We start from the raw sequence: 25,535 nt of genomic DNA, 5'->3' as shown, positions 1-25,535 counted from the left end.
TGGTTCTTTCAAACAGCGGCCGCAGGCGTACTGCTTTCATACCATCAGCGATGTGGGAGACTTGCCATGTACACTGCCGGCGAAGAAGAGATCGAAGCCATTGCCAGGGTGATCCGCTCGGGTGCGCTGTTTCGCTATGGCGAGAACAGCGAGTGCAACCGCTTCGAGGCCCGCTATGCCAGGCATCTCGGCGTCGAGCATTTTGCGCTGGCCGCCAGCGGCACCTATGGGCTCGCCGCCGGCCTGATCGGCCTCGGCATCGGCCCGGGCGATGAGGTGCTGGTGCCGGCGCACACCTATATGGCGACCGCCACAGCAGTGCTGTCGGTCGGCGCCATTCCGGTCATTGTCGATATCGACGAGAGCCTGACCATCGACCCGGCCGCTCTGCGCGACGCCATCGGCCCGCGCACCAAGGCGGTCATCCCGGTACATATGTGGGGTGCGGCCTGCAACATGAACGCCATCATGGACATCGCTAAAAAACGCGGTCTGCTCGTGCTGGAAGATGTCTGCCAGGGCATTGGCGGCGGCTATGAGGGCAAGAAGCTCGGCTCCATCGGCCATGCCGGCGCCTACTCCTTCAACTACTTCAAGAACATCACGTCGGGCGAGGGCGGCGGCATCGCCACCAGCGACCCGAAAGTGGCCGAGCGCGCGCGCTGCGCCATCGACCCTTGCCATTTCTACTGGCAGGGCCGCAGCGACAGCATCAAGCCGTTCGCCGGCATCGGCGCGCGGGCCTCGGAATTGATGGGCGCGATGCTCAATGTCCAGCTCGACCGTCTGGACGGCATCATCGAGGCGATGCGGTCGGAGAAGAAGAAGGTGCTGGCCGGCACGCGCCATCTCGGCAATCTCGGCCTGACGCCGTCGCCGATGAACAGCCCCGACGACGATTGCGCGGCGCAGGTGATGTATCTCCTGCCCAGCGAACAGGCGGCGCAGACTTTTTCGAAGACCATTCCGAGCGTCATTGCCGGCAAGACCGGCCGCCACAATTTCACCCAGTGGGACCAGGTGCTGATGCATGAGGGCGCGCACCATCCGGCGCTCAATCCGTACACGCTGCCGGAAAACAAGGGCCTGCGGCTGACCTATGCCGACGACCTCGGCAAGGGTTCTCTCGACATCCTCAACCGCACGGTGATGATCGCGATGAATCCGGCGCATGGCGACGCCGACATCGCCGACATGATCCATAACATCGATGCGGCGGCCCGTGTGGCGCTGGAGAATGCCTCGCTGGAAGATGTCGAGGTGCGCAAGGCAGCGCCCGTCGATCTGCAGAAATTCGATAGTGTGAATTGAAGCGCTCAGCGCTGGATCGGCCTATTGCCGGTCCAGCCGCATGAAGGCAGCGCGCAACGCCAGCACCGCGCGCAGGATCTGGCGTTCGTCCATCGCGGCATAGCCGAGCAGCAGGCCGTGTTCCGGCTCGCTCGAATGGTAGTTGATCGAGATGCCCTGCACGTCGAGGCCCTCCTTGACGGCAGCGGCGACGACGTCACTGTCCTTGTAGGGTCGGACAAAACTGGCCAGCAGTTGCATGCCGGAATCGTTCTCGGTCACTGTCAGCCATTCGGCCAGATGCTCCTGGCACAGCTTGACGAAATTGGCTTGCCGGCGCGCATAAAGGCGGCGCATGCGTTTCAGATGTGTGGCGAAATAGCCTTGCGTGATGAAGTCGTTGACCGTCGCCTGCAGGATCAGCGGCGCGAACTGGCCGGTGATCGAGACGGCACGGTCGAAGGGCACGGACAGTTCGCGGGGTACGATGAGATAGCCGATGCGCAGCGCCGGGATCAGCGTCTTGCCGAAGGAACCAATATAGACGACGCGGTCGGCATGATCGAGGCCGCGCAGCGCCGGCACCGGCCGGCCGCGATAACGATATTCGCCGTCATAATCGTCCTCGACGATCCAGGCGCCGTGGCGTTCCGCGATGTCAAGCAGCTGCAGTCGTTCCTCGATGCGCATGATGGTGCCGAACGGCCACTGGCAGGATGGCGTCACATAGATGAGGCGCGGCGGCGGCAGCTCTGGGTCTGCGAGATGCCATCCAAGGCGATCGACCTTCAAGGGCGCAAGCTGCGCGCCGCTGGCGAGAAAGGCGCTCTTGGCGCCGAGATAGCCGGGCTCCTCCATCCAGACATGATCGCCTTCGTCCATCAGCACGCGCGAAGCGAGGTCGAGTGCCGCCTGCGCGCCGGTGACGATGATGACCTGGTCGGCGGTGCAGTTGATGCCGCGCGACAGGCTGATGGTCGACGCAATGGCCTGGCGCAGACCGGGATGGCCGGCAAAGGAGATATAGCCGAGCAAGTTCTCGTCGCGGCTGCGCGCATTGCGCACCAGAAGGCTGGACCAGATGGTGAAGGGGAAGGAGGCGGTTTCCGGCACGCCGGGATGGAAGTTGATGACGCCGGCATTGCGTGGCGGCTGCGGGCCGTTGACGATGGTCTGACCGCGCCGCGAGAGTTTTTGCGGGGCGGCGAGGCCGGCACGCAGCGCGGCCGGCGGGCGTTTCTGCTGGATCGGCGCCACCCAGGTGCCGGACCCGGCGCGCGCCTCGATAAAACCTTCGGCGAGCAGCTGGTCGTAGGCGGCGATCACCGTGTTTCGGCCGACCTTGAGATCCTCGGCCAGCGAGCGGGTCGATGGCAGCAGCGTGTTCTGCTGGATCTGGCCGTCGAGGATGAAGCGCCGCAGGGCGCCATAGATCTGTCGGTGCATCGGTTCGTCCGAGCCGCGGTCGACCGACATGATGTCGAGGGAAAGGCGCATGTGGTCGGCCAAGCTAGTCTCCGACCAACCTGGCGGCGCGGGCGATCTTCTCTTCGTTAAGCAGGCAAACGGTCTCGAGCACCAGCCGTCTGGTTGCGGGACGGACCTCACGGCTGTTCTTCAGCGCGCGGTGAACGGTTGCCGCGCCGAGTTCCGCCTTCTCGGCGATCTCACGGATGGTGCAAAGCCGTTCCATGCCGAGTGCCGCCTCGAATGCCATGTCGCTCCTCCATCTGCATCAAGGCATGCCTCGTCGCCAGCCTCAAGCTGGAAACGCCGGGCCGGCAACTCGGGGGCAAAAATTTCGATGCCAAGAACTGTGCGATCCGCGCCGCCAAGGGAGGGCGGCGGCGCGGATCGCCGGGCGCTTTCGCGTCGCTACCCCTACCGAGGCGCGCGCCCAACCGGCCCAACCACCAGCCCCGGCGGTGGTTAGGCCATGTCTCGTATTGCCACGTCGAACCCGGCCGCGCAGGCCGTTTTGAGAAGCGAAGCGTAACCTTTCGTGGCATAGGTCAAGGGATGTGCCTTGGCCGGATCCTGCTCGGCCTCAACGACGATCCAGCCTTCGAAGCCATGGCTGGCCAGCGGCTTCAACAGCGACAGGAAATCGACGGAGCCGTCGCCGGGCACAGTGAAAATTCCTTCCATCACTGCCGCCATGAAACTCATGTCCTCGCGCCGTGCCTTCTCCAGCACGGCCGCGCGGACGTCCTTGCAATGAAAATGCACGATGCGGTCGAGATGCCGGTTCAGGAGCGAGGCCGGGCCGCCGCCTGAGAACAGACAATGGCCGGTATCGAACAGCAGGCCGACGCTCTTGCCGGTTGCGGCCATCAGCCTGTCGACCTCGTCATCGCTCTCGACGATGGTGCCCATATGGTGATGGAAAGCCATGCCGACGCCGAAGGCAGCCATGCGGTCGGCGAGTTCGGTCAGCTTCTCGCCATAGGCAGTCCATTCGCCGTCAGCGAGGCGCGGACGCTGTGAGATCGGCGCGAAAATGCCGTCATGACGGCCGCGCGAGGTGTCGGCATAGACGACGACCTTGGCGCCGAGGTCGCGCAGCAGGGTCAGATGCGAGGTGATGGCGGCGAATTCCTCGTCGACCGTGCGGTCCAGAATGCGGCCGTCATACCAGCCGGAGACGAGCTCCAGTCCGTAAGAAGACAGGATCGGTCCAAGCTCGTCGCTTCGCCTGGGGAATTTGCCGCCGAGTTCGGTGCCGCGATAGCCGGCCTGCCTGGTTTCCGACAGACATGTCGCGAGCGGCGTATCGCCGCCGAGTGCGGGAACATCGTCATTGCTCCAGGTGATGGGATTGATGCCGATCTTGACCGTCATGCCGCTACTTCAAAGGCTCGGGGAACCACAAAGCCGAGGCCGGCAAACTGAGGGGAAAGAGGACCTGTCACTAGGTCCAGTTGAGGTGAATTTGGCAGAACCAATCGGGAGCGCTAAAAAAGCGCTTCCCGTTTGAACGGACTAAGTCGACGCGCTTTATGTCTTCGTTTTATGCATGTCGTTGTCTCAAAACCGGCGCCACTTTTGAGCGACATGCATTAATCCTGCTGCGGCCTTCCGAAGGCCGCGCGCAGTTCGTCCTTGGCGTCCTCGAGCACTTTCCGGCGCGCCTGCGGCAGGTTCTTGCCGGCGCGGTTGATGTAGAAATTCAGCATCGACATGGCCGACTGAAACGGCTCGGCCTTGCGGCGGTCGCTGTGCTCGGCCGAGCGCTTGAGCGAGGCCGCGATCTTCCTGGCGTCGTCGGCTTCGAAGATATGGTCCTCGAGGTCCATCGCATCGCTGTGCTCGGTCACCTCGGCCGACCATTTCTTTTTCGCGGTCATGACAAACTCCTTCCTGTCGCAAAAACTCGGGCAGGCCGCCGCCGGTTCCCGAGAAAGTCGCCGGGCCGCTGGAGCCACGGATCATGGCCCTGTGGCGCTGCCCGTCGCGGTGAATGCGCCGATAGTGGCGACACAACGGTCGACTTCCCAGGACCGTAGACAGGAAACGCCTTGACCCCGATCGTCGCCAATCAGGCGGATAGCCCCGGCATCGACAGCAGCTACGCCTGGATGCGGCTTGCCATCTCCATGCTGCTGGCGACGATCGGTGCGGTCGGCATGTGGGCCGTCGTCGTCGTGCTGCCGGCCGTGCAGGCCGAGTTCGGCGTTGACCGCGCCGCGGCATCGATGCCCTACACCGCAACCATGGTCGGCTTCGCCGCCGGCAATGTGCTGGTTGGCCGCGCGGTCGATCGCATGGGGTATTGGATCCCGGCACTGCTATCCTCGGTGGCTCTCGCCGCCGGCCTGCTGCTCGCCGCGCTGTCGACCTCTATCCTGCAATTCACCCTTGCCCAGGGCGTGCTGATTGGTGTCGGCACATCGGTGATCTTCGGGCCGCTGATCGCCGACATCTCGCACTGGTTCAACCGTCGGCGCGGCGTCGCCGTCACAGCTGCGGCGGCTGGCAACTATCTCGCCGGAGCGCTCTGGCCAACCATCATGCCGACACTGATCAAGGCGGAAGGCTGGCGCTTCACCTATGCCGGCATCGGTGTCTTCTGCCTGGTCACCATGGTGCCACTGGTGCTGTTGTTGCGGCGCGCTGCTCCGGCGGCGGCTGCCGCCGGTTCACCCGGAAGCCGGCCAGTGCAGTCGATTTCGCTGTCGCCGGCGGCGTTACAGGTGCTGCTGATCGTTGCCGGTCTCGGCTGCTGCGTGGCGATGTCGATGCCGCAGGTGCACATCGTCGCCTATTGCATGGATCTTGGCTACGGCATTGCGCATGGCGCCGACATGCTGTCGATCATGATGGCGGCGGGCGTCGTCAGCCGGCTTGCCTCCGGCTTTGTCGCCGACCGCATCGGCGGCGTGAAAACCCTGCTTATCGGTTCCGTGCTGCAATGCCTGTCGCTTTTGTTTTACATCCCGTTCGACGGGCTTGCCTCGCTCTATGTCGTGTCGCTGGTGTTCGGCCTGTCGCAAGGCGGCATCGTGCCTTGCTATGCCATCATCGTGCGCGAATACCTGCCCGCCAGGGAGGCCGGCCAGCGTATCGGCATCGTCATGATGGCGACCATCTTCGGCATGGCGATCGGTGGCTGGATGTCGGGCTGGATCTACGACCTGACCGGCTCCTACGCCGCCGCGTTCCTCAACGGGATCGCGTGGAACTTGCTGAACATAGTGGCCATCGGGCTGCTGCTGTGGAAAGCAAAACGCAGTGCTGCCCTGATGGCTTAGGAAGGCAGGATTGCCCTGTTGCTTGACAAGGGCGATTGGCTGCGCGACGCCAGCAGGCGAGTGGGTGCGGCAGCAGCCGGCATGGTGGCAGTGGAAAAGCTGAACATGGTTTCGCAAGGGCGCAGCGGCCGGGGCCCGGCACGTGGAGGATGTCCATGACCAAGCCGCGCTCGCGTCGCGGCGGCGGCCGCCCGACCCTATCAGATGTTGCGCGCAAGGCCGGCGTCGGCGCCATCACCGTGTCGCGGGCGCTGCGCGAACCGGAACGCGTCAGCCAAGATCTGCGGCGCCAGATCCAGGCCGCCGTCGACGAACTCGGTTATGTCCCGGATCCCAATGCACGGGCGCTGGCCTCGGCGCGCGCCGATGTGTTCGGCGTGCTGGTGCCGTCGCTGACCAACAACGTCTTCGCAGAAGTGGTGCGCGGCATCTATGACAGCCTGTCGGACGGCCCGTTCCGCGTCCAGCTCGGCAACACCCATTATTCCGGCCTCGAGGAGGAGCGCCTGCTGCAGGTGTTCGCACCGCAGCGCCCGGCGGCGCTGATCGTGGCCGGCATCGACCAGACGCCGACCTCGCGAAAGCTGCTGGAGAGCGCGGGCTGCCCGGTGGTGCAGGTGATGGAGACCGGGCCCGATCCGGTCGACATGCTGGTCGGCTTCTCGCATTTCGACGGCGGCCGCACCGCGACCGAGCATCTGATCGAGGCGGGCTACCGGCGGATCGGCTTCATCGGCGCACGCATGGACCCGCGCTCGCAGCGGCGGCTTGCCGGCTATCGCGCGGCAATGGAGAAGGCCGGCCTGTTCGACCCGCGGCTGGTCACCACCACGCCGCTACTGTCCAGCGTGACGCTCGGCCGCGAGCTGCTTCGCGATGCGCTGGCCAAGATGCCGGCGCTCGACGGCGTCTTCTGCAACAATGACGACATCGCGCTCGGCGTTTTGTTCGAATGCCATAGCGCTGCGCTCAACGTGCCGAAAACAATTGGCATTGTCGGCTTCAACGACCTCGAAATGATGCAGGCGGCGTTCCCGCCGCTCACCAGTATCCGCACCCCTCGCTATGAAATCGGCCGTCGGTCTGTCGCCATGGCGCTGGCGGCGATCGCAGGACGAAGGCCTGAGCAGCGGGTCGTCGATCTCGGTTTCGAACTCAAGCCCCGCGAGAGCACCGCACGCTGAACAGGCTTTGGCGGCCTCAGCAAATGGTGCTTTACACAACGTCATGGTAGCGCTACCATTTTCCCCGGGCAGACGTTTTGATGAAAGGCCGCCCCTGTTTATTATACATAAGCAACAGCTCATGCTTGTTTATTATGTATAATATGCTAGTTTCGTTTCTCGCCTGTGAAGCGGCGAGGGGGAGGGGATCGGGCCGGCTTCGGCCCTTGAGACGTGGCGCCGGCCAGGCTGGAGGGCCTTCGGCAGGCGTGGAAAACACACCACGACAAACCGCATCAAATAAACAAGCAGCAGCAAATAAAACTACAACTGGGAGGAATATCTATGATCAAGTCACTTGTTGGTGGCATCGTTGCCGCCACTGCATTCGTCATGCTGAGTTCGTCGGCCATGGCCGACCCGGAAGTCGTCAAGGGACCGTCGGCTGAGCCGGATTGCTTTGCGCCCTGGGCGGCCGATACGCAGTTCTTCAAGTTCCCCAAGAAAGACGGCCCATACCGCATCGCGCTCGCCAATGGCTATATCGCCAACACCTGGCGCATCCAGATGGTGCAGACCGCCAAGGCCTATGCGGCCCAGCCGGAGGTCGCCGCGAAACTGAAGGAATTCAAGGTCGTCTCGACCGGCGAGGACGTGCCGGCTCAGATTTCGGCGATCAACAACTTCATCGATTCCGGCTATGACGCGATCGTCGTCAACGCCCAGAACCCGACCGCTTTCGGGCCGGTCATCAAGCGCGCCAAGGAAGCTGGCGTCATCCTCGTCGCCTTCGACAATATTCTCGATACCAAGGACGCCATCAACGTCAATGTCGACCAGAAGGGCCTTGGCGAATTGTGGGGCAAATGGCTGGTCGGCCATGTGCCGAATGGCGGCAAGGTGCTCGAAGTGCGCGGCGTTGCCGGGACTTCCGTCGACACCGACCGTCACAACGGAATCCATGAAGCGCTCGATGCCTCCGGCAAGAAATGGGACGTCACCGAGGTGGTCGGCAAATGGGACGACGGCGTGGCACAGAAGGCTACGGCCGACGCCATTGCCACCAACGGTCCGTTCGACGGAATCACCGGGCAAGGCGGCGACACCGGCATCGTGCAGGCGATGATCGATGCCAAGCATGCTTTCGTGCCGTTCGGCGGGGAGACCGAGAACGGTTTCCGCAAGTTCTGCGCGGCACATGCCGGCGACGGGCTGAAATGCTCATCGGCCGGCACCGGTCCGGCGCAGGTCGCGGTCGCCATCAAGACGGCGATTGCCGCGCTCGAAGGCAACGTCGTTCCGCAAGCAGTGAAACTGCCACTGGCGATCGTCGAGGATCCGAACTTCAAGGCCGGTCAGGATTTCTTCCCCGACCAGTCCGACAATTTCTTCGTCGGCAATTCCTTCCCGACCTGCGGCATCAATTTCACCGCGCAGGAAATTATGGGCCAGACCAAAGCTGACCAATAGGGGCTGACCAATAGGCGGCATATCCGGCGCCGCGGGATCTCCGCGGCGCCGGCCACTCGACATCCCTTGAAGTCAAACTGCCTCGGGAGGGCCGATGGACGGTGCGGTTCCGCTCTTCCGGATGGAAGGCATATCCAAGCGCTATGGTGGTGTGCGGGCGCTGGAAAAGGCCGAGCTTTCGGTCTCGTCCGGTAGCATCCACGCCATTCTCGGCGAAAACGGCGCCGGCAAATCGACGCTGATCAAGGTCATGGCGGGCGTCGTCGCGCCCGACGAAGGCCGCATGATGCTGAACGGCAGCGAGGTGACGTTCGCCTCGCCTGCTGCTGCAAACAAGTCCGGCATCGTCTGCATCTTCCAGGAGCTGTCGCTGGTTCCCGAACTCAGCGTTGCCGACAACATCGTCATCTCCGATCCGCCGAAGCGTTTCGGCATGATCGACCGCAAGGCGCAGCGCCGCATTGCCGAGGATGCGCTGGCACGCGCAGGTGCGGCCGACATCCATCCATTGGCGCTGGTCAAGGATCTTCCGCTTTCAAGAAGACAGATGGTCGAGATCGCCAAGGCATTGGCCAGGAAGCCGCGCATCCTGATCCTCGACGAGGCGACCTCGGCCCTGACCGCGACGGACGTCGCCAGGATATTCAGCGTGCTCAAGCGATTGCGCTCGGAAGGGCTGGCGCTGCTTTACATTTCGCACCGCATGAACGAGATCGCCGAGCTTGCCGACCACTGCACGGTGTTTCGCAACGGCCGCAATGTCGCCAGCTACAAGGCAGGCACAAAGAGCGACAACGAAGTCGTCGAACTGATGATCGGGCGCGAATACAGCCATATTTTCCCGCCGAAACCCGCGCGCACCGCAGCCGCCGCCGTTCCCGTGCTGGAGGCGCGCAAGCTGTCCTGGACGGACCGGCTGGACAATGTCTCGCTGACGGTCGGGGCAGGCGAGGTCGTCGGCCTTGGCGGCCTGGACGGCCAGGGCCAGCGCGAATTGCTGCTTGCCTTTTTCGGTGTGCTGCGCGGCCTCGGCGGCCAGATCCTTATCGACGGCAAGCCTGTTTCGATCGCCAGCCCCCAAGCGGCGCGCGACGACCGCATCGGCATGGCGCTGATCCCGGAGGACCGCAAGACCGAAGGCCTGATGCTGCCGATGACGGTGCGCGAGAACCTCTCCTTTGCCGCCCTAGACCGGCTGTGCAAGGCCGGCATCATCGACCGCGCCGCCGAACAGCGGCTGATCGACGACATGGTCAGGCTGCTGGCGATCAAGACGGCCGGCCTCGACATTCCGGTCGGTGCGCTGTCGGGGGGCAACCAGCAGAAGGTGGTCATCGCCAAATGGCTGATGCGCCAGCCGCGCATCATCCTGCTCAACGATCCGACGCGCGGCATCGACGTCGGCACCAAGCAGGAACTCTATCAACTGATGCGCAAGCTGGCGGATGCGGGGGCGGCGATCCTGTTCTATTCGACCGACTATGACGAACTGATCGGCTGCTGCGACCGCGTGCTGGTGCTCTATGACGGCGCGGTCAAGCGCGAGCTGGTCGGGGCCGAGATCACCGAGCGGGCGCTCATTGCAAGCGCGCTCAACATCCACGGCGATGACGGCGGCGCGAGAGACGATGCCGGCGCAAGACAGGGAGCGGACGCGTGAAAGAGTGGCGCTACTGGCTGGCCGAGCAGCGCGGAACACTGATGGCACTCGGCATATTCATTGTCATGTTCGTCATCTACACCTCGAACCATCCGGCGGGCTTCACCGCCAATGTCGTGCAGACGGCGTCCAACAAGGGCGTGCTGCTCGCCTTCGTCGCCATGGCGCAGACACTGGTCGTGATCACCGCCGGCATCGACCTCTCCGTCGGCATGATCTTCACGCTGACCAATTGCCTCGCCTCCTGGCTGGTCATCGGCACCGGCCTCGAGACCGCTTTCGGCGTCATCGCCGTGCTCGGCACCGGGCTCCTGTGCGGAGCGATCAACGGCGCCATCGTCATCTACGGCCGCCTGCAGCCGATCGTCGCCACCATCGCCACGGGTGCGGTCTATTTCGGCATCGCGCTGCTGCTGAGGCCGTTTCCCGGCGGGTCGGTCAACGAAGGTCTCGCCGACGCGCTGACTGGACGCCTGTTCGGCGTGGTGCCGGCGAGCCTGGTCGTGCTGCTCGCCGTCGTGCTCGTGGTCTGGGTGCCGTTCAGCCGCTCGGTGCTCGGGCGCGCGGCCTATGCGGCCGGGTCCTCGGAGACGGCGGCCTACATGTCCGGTGTGCCGATAAGGCGCGGCAAGTTCGCTGCCTACGCGCTCGCAGGCCTGTTGGCCGCGATCGGCGGACTGTTCCTGACCTTCTTCACCTATACCGGCGATGCAGCCTATGCCAGCGGCAACGCCTATACGCTGTTTTCGATCGCCGCGGTGGTGCTGGGCGGCGTCTCGCTGTTCGGCGGGAAAGGCAGCGCCATCGGCGCCATCTTCGGCGCGCTGGCCTTCCGCACCATCGGTGACCTGTTGTTCGTGTTCGATTTCGACCCGCTATGGCAGCCGCTGTTCCAGGGCGTGATCCTGCTGGTCGCGGTCAGCCTTGGCGCGTTTGCGCTGTTTCGGGTCCGCAACCGGCTGGAGTGGTTCCTGTGAGCGAAACGACATTGGGCGGTATCGCCGGCCGCGTGCCGAAATTCATCCGCCGCGCCGATCCGGCGGTGCTGACGGCCTTCGCCTGCATCGTGCTGTTGCTGTTCCTAGGCAGCCTCTATTCCAGGAGCTTTCTGTCGCCTGAATATCTCTTGCAGCAGCTCAAGGTGGCCTCGTTCCTCGGCGTCATCGCCACAGGCATGATGCTGGTCATCCTGCTAGGCCAAATCGACCTGTCGGTGCCGTGGGCGGTGGCGGCGGGCGCGATGATGGCGTGTGCGGCTGCCGCCTATGGCCCGATCGGTGTGGCGCTGGCCATCCCGTTCGGCATCTTTTGCGGGGTGCTGATCGGCATCGTCAACGGCTTTGGCGTCGCCTATCTGCGCATACCCTCGATGATCATCACGCTCGCCACCAACGCTGTCGCGCAAGGGCTCATGGTCGTTTATACCGGCGGCTACTCGCCACAGGATTCGGCCACCGGCGCCATGCGCTATCTTGCGACAGGTTTTACCATTCCTGGCGTGCCTAACGCCGTCATCATCTGGGCGCTGATTGGCGCTGCGATGGTGTTCGTGCTGTCCCGCACCAGCTTCGGCCGCACCGTCTACGGCATCGGCAACCGCGAGCGTGCCGCCTATCTCTCCGGCATCGATACAAGGCGCGTGGTGATGATCGCCTTCGCTATCTCAGGCGGGCTGTCCGCCTTTGGCGGGGTGCTTCTCGCCGGCTATGCCTCCAAGGCGGCGCAATCGATGGGCGATGCCTATCTCCTGCCGTCGATCGCCGCCGTGGTTCTGGGCGGCACCTCGATCCTGGGTGGCCGCGGCTCCTATCTCGGCACCGTCGCCGGTGTCATCCTGATCACGCTCCTGCAGTCCATCCTTTCGGTCATGCAGATGCCGGAGGCGGGGCGGCAGATCGTCTATGGCCTGGTCATCGTTGCCATGCTCCTGCTCTACGGCCGCGCGCCGGCAAGCCGCTGACCGTGGACGAAAAGACCGCACAGGCGCCAATGGGCGCTACCGGCTCAGTGCCCCGGGCCATTGTGGTGATGGGCGTCGCCGGCTGCGGAAAGTCGGCTGTCGGCAAAGCATTGGCAGCAGAGGAAGGGGCCGTCTTTGTCGAAGGCGACAGGCTGCACCCGCCCGAAAACGTCGCCCGCATGGCGAGCGGTGAGCCGCTCACAGATCAACTGCGTGAGGGCTGGCTCGATGCCATTGGCGAGCGGATCGCGGACCTGACCGGCAGCGGCCAAAGCGTGGTTGCCGCCTGCTCGGCGCTGAAGCGCAGCTACCGCGATCGTCTGCGCGGCTTCCGCGGGGACATCGTTTTCATCTATCTGAAGATCGATCCCGCTACCGCCAAGCAGCGTGTCGCCAGCCGCAAGGGGCATTTCATGCCGGCAAGCCTGGTCGAAAGCCAGTTCGCCATCCTTGAACCGCCTGGCGCCGACGAGCGGGCGCTGACGGCCGACGCCACACTTCCAGTGGCTGAAATCGTCACCGCCGTTGCCAGCCTGCTGGCCGGCGCAAAATCATGAACCACCCTCGTCGGGCAAGGCGGTTTCCGGCCGTTCGGTGAACCGGTCATGGCCTGACCAGACCATCATTTGCTCGGGATAGAGTTTCAGCGCCTCCAGCAAGCGGTCGCGCTTGAGCAATATGTACTCGGCCTGCAGCGCCATGTTCTTGGCGCCGGCTCTGGCCGCGCGCTCGCCGGCCTCTGCCGGGGCCGGCACCAGTTCGGGACTTAGGACGGCGCGGTATTGGCGGAACGGATCGGTCTCGAAGGTCGACATGGAAAACAGCGCCGCCTTGCCTCTGGCAGCGAAATTCGTCGGCGCCGAAGCCAGGTGGGTCCAGCCGCTCTCGCCAAGGCCGACTTCGGTGAATGTCGAGCCGGCATGCACCGTGTTGGTCACCAACACCACGCCGTTGCTGCCAAGGATCTTCTGGATCCGGCCGGTGACCTGGTAGGCGTCGCTGCGGTCGAACACGATCCGGCTTTTCAGGAAACGGTTCTCGACCCGAACCATCGGCGGGTTCAGGAAGCGCAAGCCGAAGGTCGAATCGGATATGCCGTGAGCCCTGACGCTGAGCTGGTGTGTCTCGATGCCGGCTTCATGGAGAGCGCGTTTGCCGATGATGGTCTGGGTCGTGAACTGATCGCACCAGATGATAGCGCCGTGGCCGCGCTTCAGCGCCGCTTGCAGGCCTTCCAGGCCCTCCAGCCGGATATCAGGTGACCAGCGGCGGCCGATGAGATGCGCGGCAAGTAGCAAACGCCGGCGGTGGTTGGCGCAGAGCAAGGCCCTGAACTGCCTTTGCGCATCGATGCCATTGCCGAGCACGGCGCGCGTCGCGGCGGCGTAGCGCACGAAATCCTTGCGGATATGGCGCTTGAGGCGCAGCCCCGATACGCGGCTGCAGATCGCGGCCCACCAATTGACCGGTAGCAATGCCGCGACCCCGAGATAAAAGGCGGCCAGCAGCAGCTCGCGGAGATCCCTGTTGTTGAAGGTGCGCAACTTGCCGGCGCGGACCTGCTTGCGGCTGAAGAAGCGAACATTCTCGGCGCGTTGGGGCACCAGGATGTCGGCGATGATTTCCGTATGATAAATGACGGCGGAAGATGGTGTCCGGTCGGCTTTCCGGGATTTTCCCAACCACGGCAGCCTCATCCGATCGGTGTCCACCTGTTCTTGCGTGCGTCCGGAAATCGCTTTACTGCGTCTGCCACGGGCGCGCAATCGGCGCCGGCAAGGCCATGGTGAACGCCATTCAGGGTTCGAACTTGAAACAGGCCCTATCGGTAGCACTTCCCCAACTGGCGCCCTGGCGGCCGGCTGCGGTGGCGCTGATGGCGCCGGACCGGCCATCCCTGAGCTTTGCCGGCCTCGCCAATCTTGTCGACAAGCTCTGCGGCGATCTCGCCAGGCGTGGCGTTGCCCGCGGCACGGCCGTGGGCATCGTCTTGCCCAACGGCCCGGAAATGGCGGCCTGTTTCCTGGCGGTCTCGGCGTTGGCGACGGCGGCGCCGCTCAATCCGGCTTACGGCGAAGACGAATTCCGCTTCTATCTCGGCGATCTCGATGTGAAGCTGCTGCTGTGCGGACAAGGCATGGGCGATGCCGCGCGCAACGCCGCAAAGGGGCTCGGCATTGCGGTGCTCGACGTCGTCGTGACTGACGGCGCCAAGGCTGGCGAGTTTCTGCTGGCGGGCGACGCCGAGGTGGAGGCTGCCAGCGAGGCTCGCCTCGACGATATGCAGTTCAACGGACCCGACGATTTCGCGCTTGTCCTGCACACATCGGGAACCACGGCGCGACCGAAGATCGTCGGCTTGCGGCAGCGCAATCTGCAGGCATCGATGGCCAACATCGCCAGCACCCTGGCGCTGTCGGCAAACGATATGTGTCTCAACGTGATGCCGCTGTTCCACATTCACGGGCTGATGGCGGCGCTCAGCGCACAGCTGGCAGTCGGCGGCGCTGTTGTCTGCACGCCGGGCTTCAACCCGCTCAAATTCTACGGCTGGCTGGGCGATTTCCGGCCGAGCTGGTACAGCGCGGTGCCGACCATGCATCAGGCGATCCTGGCGCGCGCCGCCCGCAATGGCGAAACCATCGCGGCTGCGCGGCTGCGCTTCATCCGCTCGTCTTCGGCAGCGCTTCCCGACACCGTGTTCCGCGACCTCGAGCGCGTCTTCGGCTGTCCGGTGGTCGAGGCCTATGGCATGACCGAGGCGGCGCACCAGATGACATCCAACGGCCTGCCGCCGGCACGCCGCAAGCCAGGCTCGGTCGGCCTGCCTGCGGGTCCGCAGGTGACGATCCTGGACGACAAGGGGACGATCCTGCCGGCGGGTGAAAAGGGCGAGATCGCGGTGCGCGGCGCCAACATCCATGATGGCTATCTCGACAATCCGGTGGCCAATGAAGCTGCCTTCAGCGATGGCTGGTTCCGCACCGGCGACCAGGGCCTCATCGACGAGGATGGCGATCTGAAGATCACCGGGCGGCTGAAGGAGATCATCAATCGCGGCGGCGAAAAGATCTCGCCGCTCGAGGTCGACAATGTGTTGCTCGATCATCCGCTGGTGGCGCAGGCGGTGACCTTCGCCGTGCCGCACGCCATGCTCGGCGAAGAGGTGGGTGCGGCCATCGTGCTGGCCGAGGGCGCCACCGCCGATGCCGAGCAGATTCGTGATTTCGCGCGCAGCCGGATCGTCGAGTTCAAGGTGCCGCGCCACATCCTGTTTCTCCAGGAGATACCCAAGGGTCCCACCGGCAAAATCCAGCGCGTCGGCCTGGCCGGCAAGCTCGGCCTGGTCTGAGGACTCTCATTTCAGCATGATCTTGTCCGAAAACCGGTTCGCACTTTTCGGGACCATGCTCTAATTTAGATCTGCGATGTCAGTTCGACCGGAAAATCATCATTGTCGGCGTCGCGCATGGCGGCGAGGCTGCGATTGTCCAGCACTTCGGCGATCGCCTGGCGCACTTCCAGCATCATGTGCCGGACTTGGCAGGTCGCCTCGTCGCAATCCTCGCAGCGCTGGTATTGCGTGCGGCTGGCGCAGGGTATGGGAGCGAGCGGGCCGTCCAGCACGCGCACGACGTGGCCGATCTTGATTTCGGAAGCCGGCCGGGCGAGGCGATAACCGCCTTCCTTGCCCTTGCGGCTGAGGACGAAGCCGGCATTGCGCAGCTCGCCCAGAATGGCATCCAGAAATTTCTTCGGGATGTTGTTGGCGATCGCGATGTCGTTGACGAATGCAAGCTGGCCGACCGGCAGGCCGGAAAGATGCACGAGGGCCTTGAGGCCGTATTTGCCTTTTTTGGTAAGCATGCCCGCTTCAGTTCATGAAAACCCCAACCACCCGCATCTGGCGGTTGTTTGTGTGCAAATCATGACGTTTCGCCTGAACAACCCGGTTTCGCGTAGAACAAGCCGCCCGGTTGAGATGTTAGGCACAAAGGCGTTGATTCTTTGTAACGTTTTCGCCGATCGCGACAGATTCCGCCTGAAAGCCGTTTGTCGGCGCGCGAAATCAAAAAAGCCGGCAAAGCGCCGGCTTTCTTGTGAGGTGAGGTCGAACGCTGCTGATATCAGCGGCTGCCATAGGTCTGGTCGAGCAGACCGCCGGCGGCGAAGTGCTCCTTCTGTACCTTGTCCCAGCCGCCAAAGACGTCTTCCACCGTCAGCAGGCGGACATCGGGGAAGTCGGCCTTGTATTTTGCCGCGACTTCAGCGTTGCGGGCGCGCAGGCCATTTTCAGCCGCGATGGTCTGGCCCTCGGGCGTGTAGAGGAAATCGAGATAGGTCTTGGCGAGGTCACGGCTGCCGTGCTCGTCGGCGACCTTGTCGACGATCGCCACCGGGAATTCGGCGAGCAGGCTGACCGTTGGCGTGACCTGTTCGAACTTGTCGTTGCCATACTCCTTGCGGATGCCGCGCGTTTCCGACTCGAAGGTGATCAGCACGTCGCCGATCTCGCGTTGCACGAAGGTGGTGGTGGCGGCGCGCCCGCCGGTGTCGAAGATCGGCACGTTGTTGAACAGCTTGGTGACGAACTCCTTCACCTTGGCGTCGTCGCCCTTGAAGGCTTCCTTGGCGTAGGCGGTTGCGGCCAGATAGGTGTAGCGCGCATTGCCCGAGGTCTTGGGGTTGGGGAAGATCACCTGCACGTCGTCGCGCACGAGGTCGTTCCAGTCCTTGATGTGCTTGGGGTTGCCCGCGCGGACGAGAAAGGATGGGAGCGAGTAGAAGGGCGAGGCGTTGTCGGGGAAATCCTTCTGCCAGTCGGCGGAGACGAGGCCTTTCTTGACCAGAAAGTCGATGTCGGTGACCTGGTTGAAGGTGACGACATCGGCGCCGAGGCCTTCGGCAATGGCGCGCGCCTGCGCCGAGGTGCCGGCGTGCGACTGGTCGACGGTGACGCCCGGATGGCCGGCGACGAAAGCCTTGTTCACCTGGGCGAACAATTCGCGGCCGACATCATAGGAAGCGTTGAGCAATTTGTCGGCCGACCAGGCCTGCGAACAGGCGAGGATCAGGCCGGCGACAGTGGCGACGCTGAGGAAAAATCGCTTCATGAACACAGGCTCCGATGTGCAATGCGTTGCCAGAACATAGCCGGGCCGGAGGGTGTACTGCGAGGCACACGGGGCAGACGTATGGCGTTGCAGCGAAAAAGAAATCGCTGAAGCAGGTTATCGGCGAAATTTCATTCCAGCCGAAATGCCGATGCGTTGGGGTTTTCTGTGGTTTGCAATTCGAGGCCGAGTGGCATATACAAATGGCATATACAAGTGGAACAGACAGGGGAGGCTGCCATGCCGCAGCACCGTCACTCAATACCACCCCCCAGGGAGGCGAAGTTGTTTCGCAACAACCGCAGTCAGGCGGTTCGCATCCCTGTCGAATTCGAGCTGCCTGGCGAGAAGGTCCTGATCAGCCGCGATGGCGACCGGCTGATCATCGAGCCGGTCCGTCAACCAGGCCTCACCGCCTTGCTCACCCAATGGGCGAAAGAGCCGCCGCTTGGTCCTGAAGACGACTTTCCCGAGATCCATGATGCGCCCGTGGGGCCTGAGGATATCTTTTGATGCGGTTCATGCTGGACACCAACATTCTCAGCGACATGATCCGAAACCCTACCGGCAAGGCTGCCAGTGCGGCGGTTCGCGCGGGAGACGGTGCCCTGTGCACCAGCATCGTTGTCGCCTCGGAGCTGCGTTATGGCTGCGCCCGCAAGAGATCGGCCAAGCTGCTCGCCAAGGTCGAGCAATTGCTCGCCGAGGTTCCTGTGTTGCCGCTCGATGTGCCGATGGATAACGAATACGGAGCACTTCGTGCCGAGCTGGAGGCCAGAGGCCAGCCAATCGGCCACAATGATCTTTTCATTGCTGCCCATGCCTGTGTGTTGGGGACGACACTGGTGACGGCCAACACCGCTGAGTTCCGTCGGATCAAGGGCCTGACGGTCGAGAACTGGCTGGAGTAGCGCCGGATCGATGTCTATGCCGCCGGGAAAAGCTTCCAGCGCCTCGGCCTGAACGCCACCCGGCTCTTCTGCGCCGCAGGATGGTCCACAGGCAGTTCGATCTCGACGCGCTGGCGCTCGCCGCCGATTTCCAGTTCGACGCGTCTTGTGCCGGCGACGCGGCGGCTGGCGGCGACCGTGCCGGCGATGCAGCCGCTGCAGCCGTCGAGCAGTTCGATATCGTGCGGGCGGAAGTACAGCGTCGCATCGCCCTCGGGTGCGTGCGGCGCCGACACGCCGATCGGACGGTCGGCGAGCCAGATCTCGCCATTCTCAACCTTGACCGGCAGCATGCTCGATTCGCCGATGAAGGAGTAGACGAAGGGCGAGTTCGGCGTGTCGTAGATCTCGTCGGCGGAGCCGACCTGCTCGATGCGCCCCTGGCTCATCACCACGACGCGGTCGGCAAGCTCGAGCGCCTCTTCCTGGTCGTGGGTGACGAAGACGGTGGTGTGGCCGGTACGGTCATGGATCTCGCGCAGCCAGCGGCGCAGTTCCCGGCGCACCTGCGCATCGAGCGCGCCGAACGGCTCGTCGAGCAACAGCACCTTGGGCTCGATGGCCATGGCCCGGGCGAGCGCCACGCGCTGGCGCTGGCCACCCGAAAGTTGCGCCGGATAGCGCTTTTCCAGGCCGGAAAGCTGAACGAGATCGAGCAGTTCGGAGGCGCGTCGGCGGATTTCGGCCGCCGGTGGTCGCGACGGTCCATGCCGCACCTTGAGGCCGAAGCCGATATTGTCGGCGACCGTCATGTGCCGGAAGAGCGCATAGTGCTGGAAGACGAAGCCGACATTGCGCTCCTGGATCGAGCGGTGCGAGGCGTCCTCGTCGCCGAAGAAGATCTTTCCGCGCGTCGGCCGCTCCAGGCCGGCGATAAGCCTCAGCAGCGTCGTCTTGCCGGAGCCGGATGGCCCAAGCAGCGCGATCAGCTCACCCGACTTGATGTCAAGCGATACGTCATGGAGGGCCGGAAACCGGTCAAACTCCTTGCGTACGTTGGCAACGCGAACTTCCATCAAATGTCCCTTTTTAGTGGATGCATGTCGTTATCCCAAAACCGCTTCACACTTTTGGGCGACATGCATCTAATGTCCGCGCGTCGCGGCGATCTCGGCGCCGTAGCGCATCTCGAGAAGTGTTTTCAAGACCAGCGTGACCAGCGCCAGGCCGGCAAGCAGCGAAGCGACGGCAAAAGCGCCGACGGCGTTGTACTCGTTGTAGAGGATTTCGACATGCAACGGCATGGTGTTGGTCAGCCCGCGTATGTGGCCCGACACGACCGAGACCGCGCCGAATTCGCCCATCGAGCGGGCGTTGCACAGAAGCACGCCGTAGAGCAATCCCCATTTGACGTTGGGCAGCGTCACGTACCAAAAGGTCTGCCAGCCATTGGCGCCCAGAGAGAGCGCGGCTTCCTCGTCGCCGTTGCCCTGTTCCTGCATCAGCGGGATCAGTTCGCGGGCAACGAAGGGGAAGGTAACGAAGATGGTCGCGAGCACGATGCCGGGCACGGCGAACAGGATCTGGATGCCGTGCGCCTTCAGCCATTCACCGAACAGTCCCTGAGCGCCAAACAAAAGCACATAGACCAGGCCGGAAATGACCGGCGAGACCGAGAAGGGCAGGTCGATCAGCGTGGTCAGAAAAGTCTTGCCCTTGAACTCGAACTTGGCGATCGCCCAGGCAGCCGAAATGCCGAAGACGACGTTAAGCGGCACGGCGATCACCGCCACCAGCAGCGTCAGCCGGATCGCCGAGCGCGTATCGGGATTGGAGAGCGATTCCGTGTAGGCGCCAATGCCTTTCGCCAGCGCCTCGTGGAAGACGATGATCAGCGGCAGCAGCAGGAAGATGGCGAGGAAGGCGAAGGCCACCGCCATCAGCAGCAGCCGCACCGGCCGGCTTTCGGTCACCGCCGCCGACCGGCTCTCGTGATGCGGTTCGTAGGATCTGATCTCGGGGTCAGCCATAGCGCTTGCGACTCCATGACTGCGCCAGGTTGATGACCAGCAGCATCACGAACGACAGCAAAAGCATGATCGCCGCGATCGCGGTGGCCGCCGGATAATTGTACTCCTCGAGCCGGATGACGATCAGAAGCGGTGCGATCTCCGACTTATAGGGAAGGTTGCCGGCGATGAAGATGACCGAGCCGTATTCGCCGACGCCGCGCGCGAAGGCGAGTGAGAAGCCGGTGATGATGGCCGGCGCCAGGCCGGGAAACAGGATGCGGGTGATGATCTGGAAGCGGTTGGCGCCGAGCGTCGCGGCGGCCTCCTCCACTTCCTTGTCGATCTCCTCCATGATCGGCTGCACCGTGCGCACGACAAACGGCAGGCCGATGAAGACAAGCGCCACGACAATGCCGAGCGGCGTGTAGGCGACCTTGATGCCGAGCGGCGCCAGGAGATGGCCGATCCAGCCATTGGGCGCATAAAGAGTGGTCAGCGCGATACCGGCCACTGCCGTCGGCAGCGCGAAGGGCAGGTCGACCATGGCGTCGACGACGCGGCGGCCGGGGAAGCGGTAGCGCACCAGCACCCAGGCGACGAGCGTGCCGAAGACGACGTTGACGGCGGCTGCGATGAAGGCTGTGCCGAAGCTGATTTCGAGTGCGTTGATGGTCCGGCGGTCGGTGGCGATCGCCCAGAAATCGGTCCAGCCGAGGGCTGCCGAGCGCCAGATCAGGCCCGACAGGGGGATGAGGATGATGAGCGTGAGGTAGGCAAGCGAGAAGCCGAGCGTCAATCCGAAACCCGGAATGACACTCGGCTGTCTGAATCGCCACCCCGCCTTGGCGGGTGCTATGGTCATGTCGTCCTGATCTAAATCCTACTGGGCCGGCTTGTAGATCTGGTCGAATATACCACCGTCGCCGAAATGATAAGGCTGTGCCTTCTTCCAGCCGCCAAAAAGCGGATCGTCGATGGAGATCAGCTTGATTTCGGGCGTCTTCGGAATGTCAGCCGCATCCACCAGCTCGGGCTTGGCCGGACGATAGTGGTTCTTGGCGATGATCGTCTGGGCTTCCTTGGAATAGAGCCAGCCGAGATAGGCTTCGGCGACCTTGCGGGTGCCCTTGGCATCGACATTGGCGTCGACGATCGCCACCGGCGGCTCGGCCAGGATCGAGGTCGGGGGATAGACGATCTCGAAATTGTCGGCGCCGAATTCATTGAGCGCCAGATAGGCGTCGTTTTCCCAGCCGATCAGTACGTCGCCGATGCCTTTTTGCGCGAAGGTGACCGTCGAGCCGCGCGCACCGGTGTCGAGCACCGGAGCATTGGCGTAGAGCTTGCCGACGAATTCCTTGTTCTTGGCTTCGTCGCCGCCATCATTGGCGTTGGCATAGGCCCAGGCGGCAAGGTAGTTCCAGCGGGCGCCACCCGACGTCTTCGGGTTCGGCGTGATCACCTGGACGCCGTCCTTGACCAGATCGCTCCAGTCGTGGATGCCCTTCGGGTTGCCCTTGCGGACCAGGAAGATGATGGTCGAGGTGTAAGGCGCCGAATTGTTCTCGAACTTCTTGCGCCAGTCCGGGTTGATCTTCTTCGACTTGGTAACGATGGCGTTGATGTCGCCTTCGAGCGCCAGCGTCACCACATCGGCATCGAGGCCGTCGATCACGGCGCGGGCCTGGGCGCCGGAGCCGCCATGCGATTGCTGGATGGTGACCGTCTCGCCGGTCTCGGCCTTCCAGTGTGCGACGAAGGCTTCGTCATAGGCCTTGTAGAGTTCGCGTGTCGGGTCGTAGGACACGTTCAGAATGGTCGTATCGGCAAACGCGAAACCGAGCGTGCCGAACTGGATCGATGTGGCGACCAGTGCGCCGAGCAGTTTCTTGAAATGAGGTTTGGTCATTTCCGCCTCCGTTGATGACGGCTGAACTCTATCGAATTGATAGAAATTAGATGCATTCAACGTTGCATTTTTTGTCCCCCCGAAGGAAATTTTCGCCGATATTGGGTTTCGGAAGGAAATATTTTCCTCATATTGGTCTAACCCGAATCCGGCCGGTTTGACGCTATCTAGGAGCTGACAGCGCAGAAGCAAGGCCGAGCGAGGGAAGGCTCGGTGTAGCACCGGGCGGTTCAGCCCGCAGTGATGGGAAAATCGAAGCGCAGCTTTGGATACGGCTCATCCCGAAGCGTGTAGTGCCACCACTCGCGCGCATAATTCTTGAAGCCGCCGGCGCGCATGGCGTCGAGCAGCCTTTTGCGGTTTGCCGCCGCTTCTGCCGCCAATGGGCGATGGGCGGTTTCGCTTGCCGGGTCGAAACAGTCGAAGCTGGTGCCGAAACCGAGCGTGCCGGCGCCGGCCGCGCCGCAAGCGGCGGATGACTTGTTCTTGCCGTCGCTGCGGGCGATGGCTACATCGACGGTCGAGCCGCGCGAATGGGTTGACAATTCGCCGATATAGCCCTTGGCGATGAGGTCGCCGCGCTGCACCTGAGGGTACCATTGCGGATCGGGCGGGCCGCCCTCTCTGGTCCATTTGCCCATGTCGGCAACGGCGCGGGCCGGGCGGTAGCAGTCGAAGACGACCAGCGTCAGGCCATCGGCGGCGAGCGCTTTCTGCACACCGGACAGCGCTTGCGCAGCTTGCTTCGTGAGTATGCAGATTGGGGCGTCGTAGCCATCGGCCTTGCGATGCAGGAAATTTTCCAGGCCGGCATAGCGGATGTCCTGGCGGATCGAGGGATCGACATCGGCCAAGCGGACGAAGCCGGCGGGCAGGGGATCGGCGTCGGCGGGGGAGCAAGTCGAAACGAACATGGATAGGGCTAAGGCCAATCCTCGATGCAAGCGCTTCGGCACACCCCCCTCTGGCCTGCCGGCCATCTCCCCCGCAAGGGGGAAGATCAGATGTCGCTGCGGCTTTCGCCAATTTTCAACGTTGCTGAATGAGCGCGGCGCCGAAGCTGCCAATCTCCCTCCTTGCGGGGGAGATGGCCGGCAGGCCAGAGGGGGGTGCCTCGCGCCGGGCCTCGGGCGAAGAAGCCCAATCCCCTGAATCGCTTGGCGCCATCTATTCAACGAACACCTTCACGCTTGCCGCGCGTCCCACGGCGTCGATGACGGTGAGCGTCGAATAGCCGGCGCCGTCGGGCAGCCAGGTCGCGGTGCGGCGGCGGTCGATGCCGACGAGCGGCTTGCCATTGGCCAGCCAGCGGAACGGCGCGCGGCCGCCTTGCAGTTTCAGCACCAGCGGCGAGGCCTCGGCGGAATTGGTGGCGAGATCGACGCGGGCGCCGTTGGGCGGGAAAATGATCGTTGGCGCCGGTTCCGTCGGGCCTGCCTGCACCAGTCCGTCGGCGCCGGCGCCGAAGCGCCCCAATGTCACCGGCAGGTCTTCGCGCCTGGCCTTGAGGACACCGGCCGGCTGGCTGGGCAACGGGACGGCGGTGAGGCCGGAGCGGACGAAGCCCTCGAACAGGATGGGGGCGGCCGAGACATAGCCGGACAGGCCGGGCACCGCACCGGCATCGGCGCGGCCGACCCACACACCCAGCACGTAGCGGCCGTCGAAGCCGACCGACCAGGCGTCGCGGTAGCCGTAGGACGTCCCAGTCTTGTAGGCGATGCCGCGCTGCAAGGCGCCCTCGGGCGGCTTTACGCCCGACAATATGTCGGTGATCTGCCAGTTCGCCTGGGCGTCGAGGATCGTGGCGGTGGTGCGCTCGGCATTGGCCGGCTCGGTGCCGTCATGCAGCGTGTTTGCCTTGCCGCCATTGGCGAGGCCGGTATAGAGCTGGACGAGATCGCGCAGCGTTACGCCGACGCCTCCGAGGCCGATGGCGAGGCCCGGCGCCTCGTTGACCGGTAGCACCGGGCTGACGCCGGCCTGGCGGAAGCGCGCCATCAGCCGTGCCGGGCCGACCGAGTCGAGCACGCGGATCGCCGGAACGTTGAGCGACAGCTGCAGCGCCTGGCGGATCGAGACATCCCCCTGATAGCCCATGTCGAAATTCTTTGGCCGGTAGCCGCCGAAATCGACCGGACTGTCCTCGATCAGCATTTCCTGCGCCACCAGCCCTTGCTCGAAGGCGAGGCCATAGATGAACGGCTTCAGCGTCGAACCGGGCGAACGCACGATCCTGGTCATGTCGATCCAGCCGGAGCGGCTGGCATCGAAGAAATCGGCCGAGCCGACTTCGCCAAGAATGTCGCCGGTGCGCGCGTCCGCCATCACCATGGCGACCGACAGGCGCGGCCCAAGCTTGATCGCGGCATCTCGCGCCACCTGTTCCAGCCCTTGCTGGACGCTTTTGCGGATCGTCAGCTGCAATGGCTTGCCGGGTACGGCCTTGGGCAGCATGGCATAGGCGGCATGTGGCGCCAGTGCCGGCAGTTTGCGGCGCAAGCCCGAGACATCATCGAGCGCTGCGCGCGCGGCCTCGCGCTCGCCAAGCAGGTCAGCTGATACCATGCGGGTCAGCACGCGGTCGCGGGCTGCATGAGCGATGGTGAGATTGCGGTCGGGCCGGCGCTTTTCCGGCAATTGCGGCAGCGCAACCAGCAGGGCGGCTTCCGAGACCGTCAGCCGCTTCGGCTCCTTGCCGAAATAGGCGAGCGAGGCGGCGCGCACGCCTTCGAGATTGCCGCCATAGGGCGCCAAGGTCAGGTAGCGTTCGAGGATCTCCTGCTTGGACAGCCGCCGCTCGATCTGGATGGCACGCAGCATCTGCTTGATCTTCGAGCCGAGGCTGCGGTTTTCGCGTGGCTCGATCAGCCGGGCAAGCTGCATCGACAGGGTCGAGCCGCCGGAGACGATATGGCCGCTGGTGGCGAACTGGCCGGCGGCGCGCGCCAGCGCCAGCACATCGACGCCATCATGGTCCCAGAAGCGCTTGTCTTCATAGGTGACCAGCATGTTGACGAACTGCTTGTCGACCTGGTCGAGATGAGTGTCGAGCCGCCAGTAACCGTCCGGCGTGGCGAAGGCGCGCAACAGCTGGCCGTCGCGGTCCTGGACCTCGGTGGAGACGGTGAGCCTTCCGGGCAGCGGCGGCGGAAAAGCGCGGTCGAGTTCCCAGAGAGAAGCGGCAGCGATCGCCGCAAAGCCGACGAGGGAGGCGGCGGCGATGCCTGTTCGACGGAGAAATTTTCTGGAGAGCATGGTGGTGCCCTTCATCCGCCTGCCGGCTCCTTCTCTCCGCATAGCGGGGAGAAGGAGA

24 protein-coding genes are annotated in these 25,535 nt (G+C 63.8%); 11 read left to right on the top strand and 13 right to left on the bottom strand.

Annotated features, from left to right (window positions below):
• Positions 1-66 precede the first annotated feature (66 nt).
• Entirely contained in the window at positions 67-1,311 is a 1,245-nt protein-coding gene (locus NLY37_RS13570; protein ID WP_023741743.1) for a DegT/DnrJ/EryC1/StrS family aminotransferase, read from the top strand.
• 21 nt (positions 1,312-1,332) lie between these two features.
• On the opposite strand, the gene mocR is transcribed toward NLY37_RS13570, so the two are convergent.
• The 4 genes from mocR to NLY37_RS13550 all read right to left on the bottom strand — a co-directional run bounded on the left by mocR (position 1,333) and on the right by NLY37_RS13550 (position 4,637).
• Positions 1,333-2,799, bottom strand: a complete 1,467-nt coding sequence (gene mocR, locus NLY37_RS13565; protein WP_245261866.1) for a rhizopine catabolism transcriptional regulator MocR — start codon at positions 2,797-2,799, stop codon at positions 1,333-1,335.
• 1 nt (position 2,800) lies between these two features.
• Positions 2,801-3,007, bottom strand: coding sequence for a LacI family DNA-binding transcriptional regulator (locus NLY37_RS13560; RefSeq protein ID WP_023705614.1), 207 nt, complete (start codon positions 3,005-3,007; stop codon positions 2,801-2,803).
• Between the two features lie 212 nt (positions 3,008-3,219).
• Complete coding sequence (gene iolE / locus NLY37_RS13555; RefSeq protein WP_023741741.1) at positions 3,220-4,131, bottom strand: myo-inosose-2 dehydratase; 912 nt, start codon at positions 4,129-4,131, stop codon at positions 3,220-3,222.
• Positions 4,132-4,349: 218 nt separating this feature from the next.
• A complete protein-coding gene (locus NLY37_RS13550) occupies positions 4,350-4,637 on the bottom strand; it encodes a DUF3175 domain-containing protein (RefSeq protein ID WP_023673065.1) in 288 nt (95 codons plus the stop codon).
• 231 nt (positions 4,638-4,868) lie between these two features.
• Between NLY37_RS13550 and NLY37_RS13545 the strand changes: the two genes are divergently transcribed.
• From NLY37_RS13545 to NLY37_RS13515, 7 genes are all read left to right on the top strand, one after another.
• On the top strand, positions 4,869-6,041 hold the full coding sequence (locus NLY37_RS13545; protein WP_050587434.1) for an MFS transporter: 1,173 nt from the start codon (positions 4,869-4,871) through the stop codon (positions 6,039-6,041).
• A gap of 155 nt (positions 6,042-6,196) precedes the next feature.
• Entirely contained in the window at positions 6,197-7,225 is a 1,029-nt protein-coding gene (gene gntR / locus NLY37_RS13540; RefSeq protein ID WP_023682222.1) for an HTH-type transcriptional regulator GntR, read from the top strand.
• Positions 7,226-7,549: 324 nt separating this feature from the next.
• The gene (locus NLY37_RS13535) at positions 7,550-8,674 is read left to right on the top strand and encodes a sugar ABC transporter substrate-binding protein (RefSeq protein ID WP_023682221.1); all 1,125 of its coding nucleotides are present in this window, start codon (positions 7,550-7,552) and stop codon (positions 8,672-8,674) included.
• 94 nt (positions 8,675-8,768) lie between these two features.
• Complete coding sequence (locus NLY37_RS13530) at positions 8,769-10,334, top strand: sugar ABC transporter ATP-binding protein (protein WP_023741740.1); 1,566 nt, start codon at positions 8,769-8,771, stop codon at positions 10,332-10,334.
• On the top strand, positions 10,331-11,311 hold the full coding sequence (locus NLY37_RS13525; protein ID WP_023699661.1) for an ABC transporter permease: 981 nt from the start codon (positions 10,331-10,333) through the stop codon (positions 11,309-11,311). Before NLY37_RS13530 ends, NLY37_RS13525 begins: the two co-directional genes overlap by 4 nt.
• Positions 11,308-12,294 (top strand): ABC transporter permease, encoded by a 987-nt coding sequence (locus NLY37_RS13520; protein WP_023696194.1) that lies wholly within the window; start codon positions 11,308-11,310, stop codon positions 12,292-12,294. The genes NLY37_RS13525 and NLY37_RS13520 overlap by 4 nt, the downstream gene beginning before the upstream one ends.
• A 2-nt stretch (positions 12,295-12,296) precedes the next feature.
• Positions 12,297-12,851, top strand: a complete 555-nt coding sequence (locus NLY37_RS13515; protein ID WP_023741739.1) for a gluconokinase — start codon at positions 12,297-12,299, stop codon at positions 12,849-12,851.
• Here NLY37_RS13515 and NLY37_RS13510 read toward each other — a convergent pair.
• The gene (locus NLY37_RS13510; protein WP_023741738.1) at positions 12,846-13,991 is read right to left on the bottom strand and encodes a hypothetical protein; all 1,146 of its coding nucleotides are present in this window, start codon (positions 13,989-13,991) and stop codon (positions 12,846-12,848) included. The genes NLY37_RS13515 and NLY37_RS13510 overlap by 6 nt on opposite strands.
• 113 nt (positions 13,992-14,104) lie before the next feature.
• On the opposite strand from NLY37_RS13510, the gene NLY37_RS13505 reads away from it, so the two are divergent.
• Positions 14,105-15,646, top strand: a complete 1,542-nt coding sequence (locus NLY37_RS13505) for an acyl--CoA ligase (protein WP_050587033.1) — start codon at positions 14,105-14,107, stop codon at positions 15,644-15,646.
• Between the two features lie 65 nt (positions 15,647-15,711).
• On the opposite strand, the gene NLY37_RS13500 is transcribed toward NLY37_RS13505, so the two are convergent.
• Positions 15,712-16,161 carry an RrF2 family transcriptional regulator gene (locus NLY37_RS13500; RefSeq protein ID WP_023673075.1) on the bottom strand — a complete coding sequence of 150 codons (450 nt, stop codon included), beginning with the start codon at positions 16,159-16,161 and terminating at the stop codon, positions 15,712-15,714.
• Between the two features lie 260 nt (positions 16,162-16,421).
• A complete protein-coding gene (locus NLY37_RS13495; protein ID WP_023707711.1) occupies positions 16,422-17,408 on the bottom strand; it encodes a sulfate ABC transporter substrate-binding protein in 987 nt (328 codons plus the stop codon).
• A gap of 240 nt (positions 17,409-17,648) precedes the next feature.
• Between NLY37_RS13495 and NLY37_RS13490 the strand changes: the two genes are divergently transcribed.
• Positions 17,649-17,921: an AbrB/MazE/SpoVT family DNA-binding domain-containing protein gene (locus NLY37_RS13490; protein ID WP_023682213.1), complete on the top strand. Its 273-nt coding sequence runs from the start codon at positions 17,649-17,651 to the stop codon at positions 17,919-17,921.
• Positions 17,921-18,319, top strand: a complete 399-nt coding sequence (locus tag NLY37_RS13485; protein WP_023705604.1) for a type II toxin-antitoxin system VapC family toxin — start codon at positions 17,921-17,923, stop codon at positions 18,317-18,319. The genes NLY37_RS13490 and NLY37_RS13485 overlap by 1 nt, the downstream gene beginning before the upstream one ends.
• Before the next feature lie 14 nt (positions 18,320-18,333).
• Here NLY37_RS13485 and NLY37_RS13480 read toward each other — a convergent pair whose 3' ends face one another.
• From NLY37_RS13480 to pbpC, 6 genes are all read right to left on the bottom strand, one after another.
• A complete protein-coding gene (locus NLY37_RS13480; RefSeq protein WP_023673079.1) occupies positions 18,334-19,374 on the bottom strand; it encodes a sulfate/molybdate ABC transporter ATP-binding protein in 1,041 nt (346 codons plus the stop codon).
• Positions 19,375-19,443: 69 nt separating this feature from the next.
• Complete coding sequence (cysW, locus tag NLY37_RS13475) at positions 19,444-20,328, bottom strand: sulfate ABC transporter permease subunit CysW (RefSeq protein ID WP_023741736.1); 885 nt, start codon at positions 20,326-20,328, stop codon at positions 19,444-19,446.
• Complete coding sequence (gene cysT / locus NLY37_RS13470) at positions 20,321-21,172, bottom strand: sulfate ABC transporter permease subunit CysT (RefSeq protein ID WP_023687973.1); 852 nt, start codon at positions 21,170-21,172, stop codon at positions 20,321-20,323. The genes cysW and cysT overlap by 8 nt, the downstream gene beginning before the upstream one ends.
• A gap of 18 nt (positions 21,173-21,190) precedes the next feature.
• Entirely contained in the window at positions 21,191-22,219 is a 1,029-nt protein-coding gene (locus tag NLY37_RS13465) for a sulfate ABC transporter substrate-binding protein (RefSeq protein ID WP_023673082.1), read from the bottom strand.
• Positions 22,220-22,449: 230 nt separating this feature from the next.
• Positions 22,450-23,133, bottom strand: coding sequence for a M15 family metallopeptidase (locus NLY37_RS13460; protein ID WP_023735998.1), 684 nt, complete (start codon positions 23,131-23,133; stop codon positions 22,450-22,452).
• A 253-nt stretch (positions 23,134-23,386) separates the two neighbouring features.
• The gene (gene pbpC / locus NLY37_RS13455) at positions 23,387-25,492 is read right to left on the bottom strand and encodes a penicillin-binding protein 1C (RefSeq protein ID WP_031246144.1); all 2,106 of its coding nucleotides are present in this window, start codon (positions 25,490-25,492) and stop codon (positions 23,387-23,389) included.
• Positions 25,493-25,535 lie beyond the last annotated feature (43 nt).

The sequence above is a fragment of the Mesorhizobium sp. C395A genome (genome assembly GCF_030323205.1).
Classification (GTDB): Bacteria; Pseudomonadota; Alphaproteobacteria; order Rhizobiales; family Rhizobiaceae; genus Mesorhizobium.
This window is presented reverse-complemented; position numbering and strand designations above follow the sequence as displayed.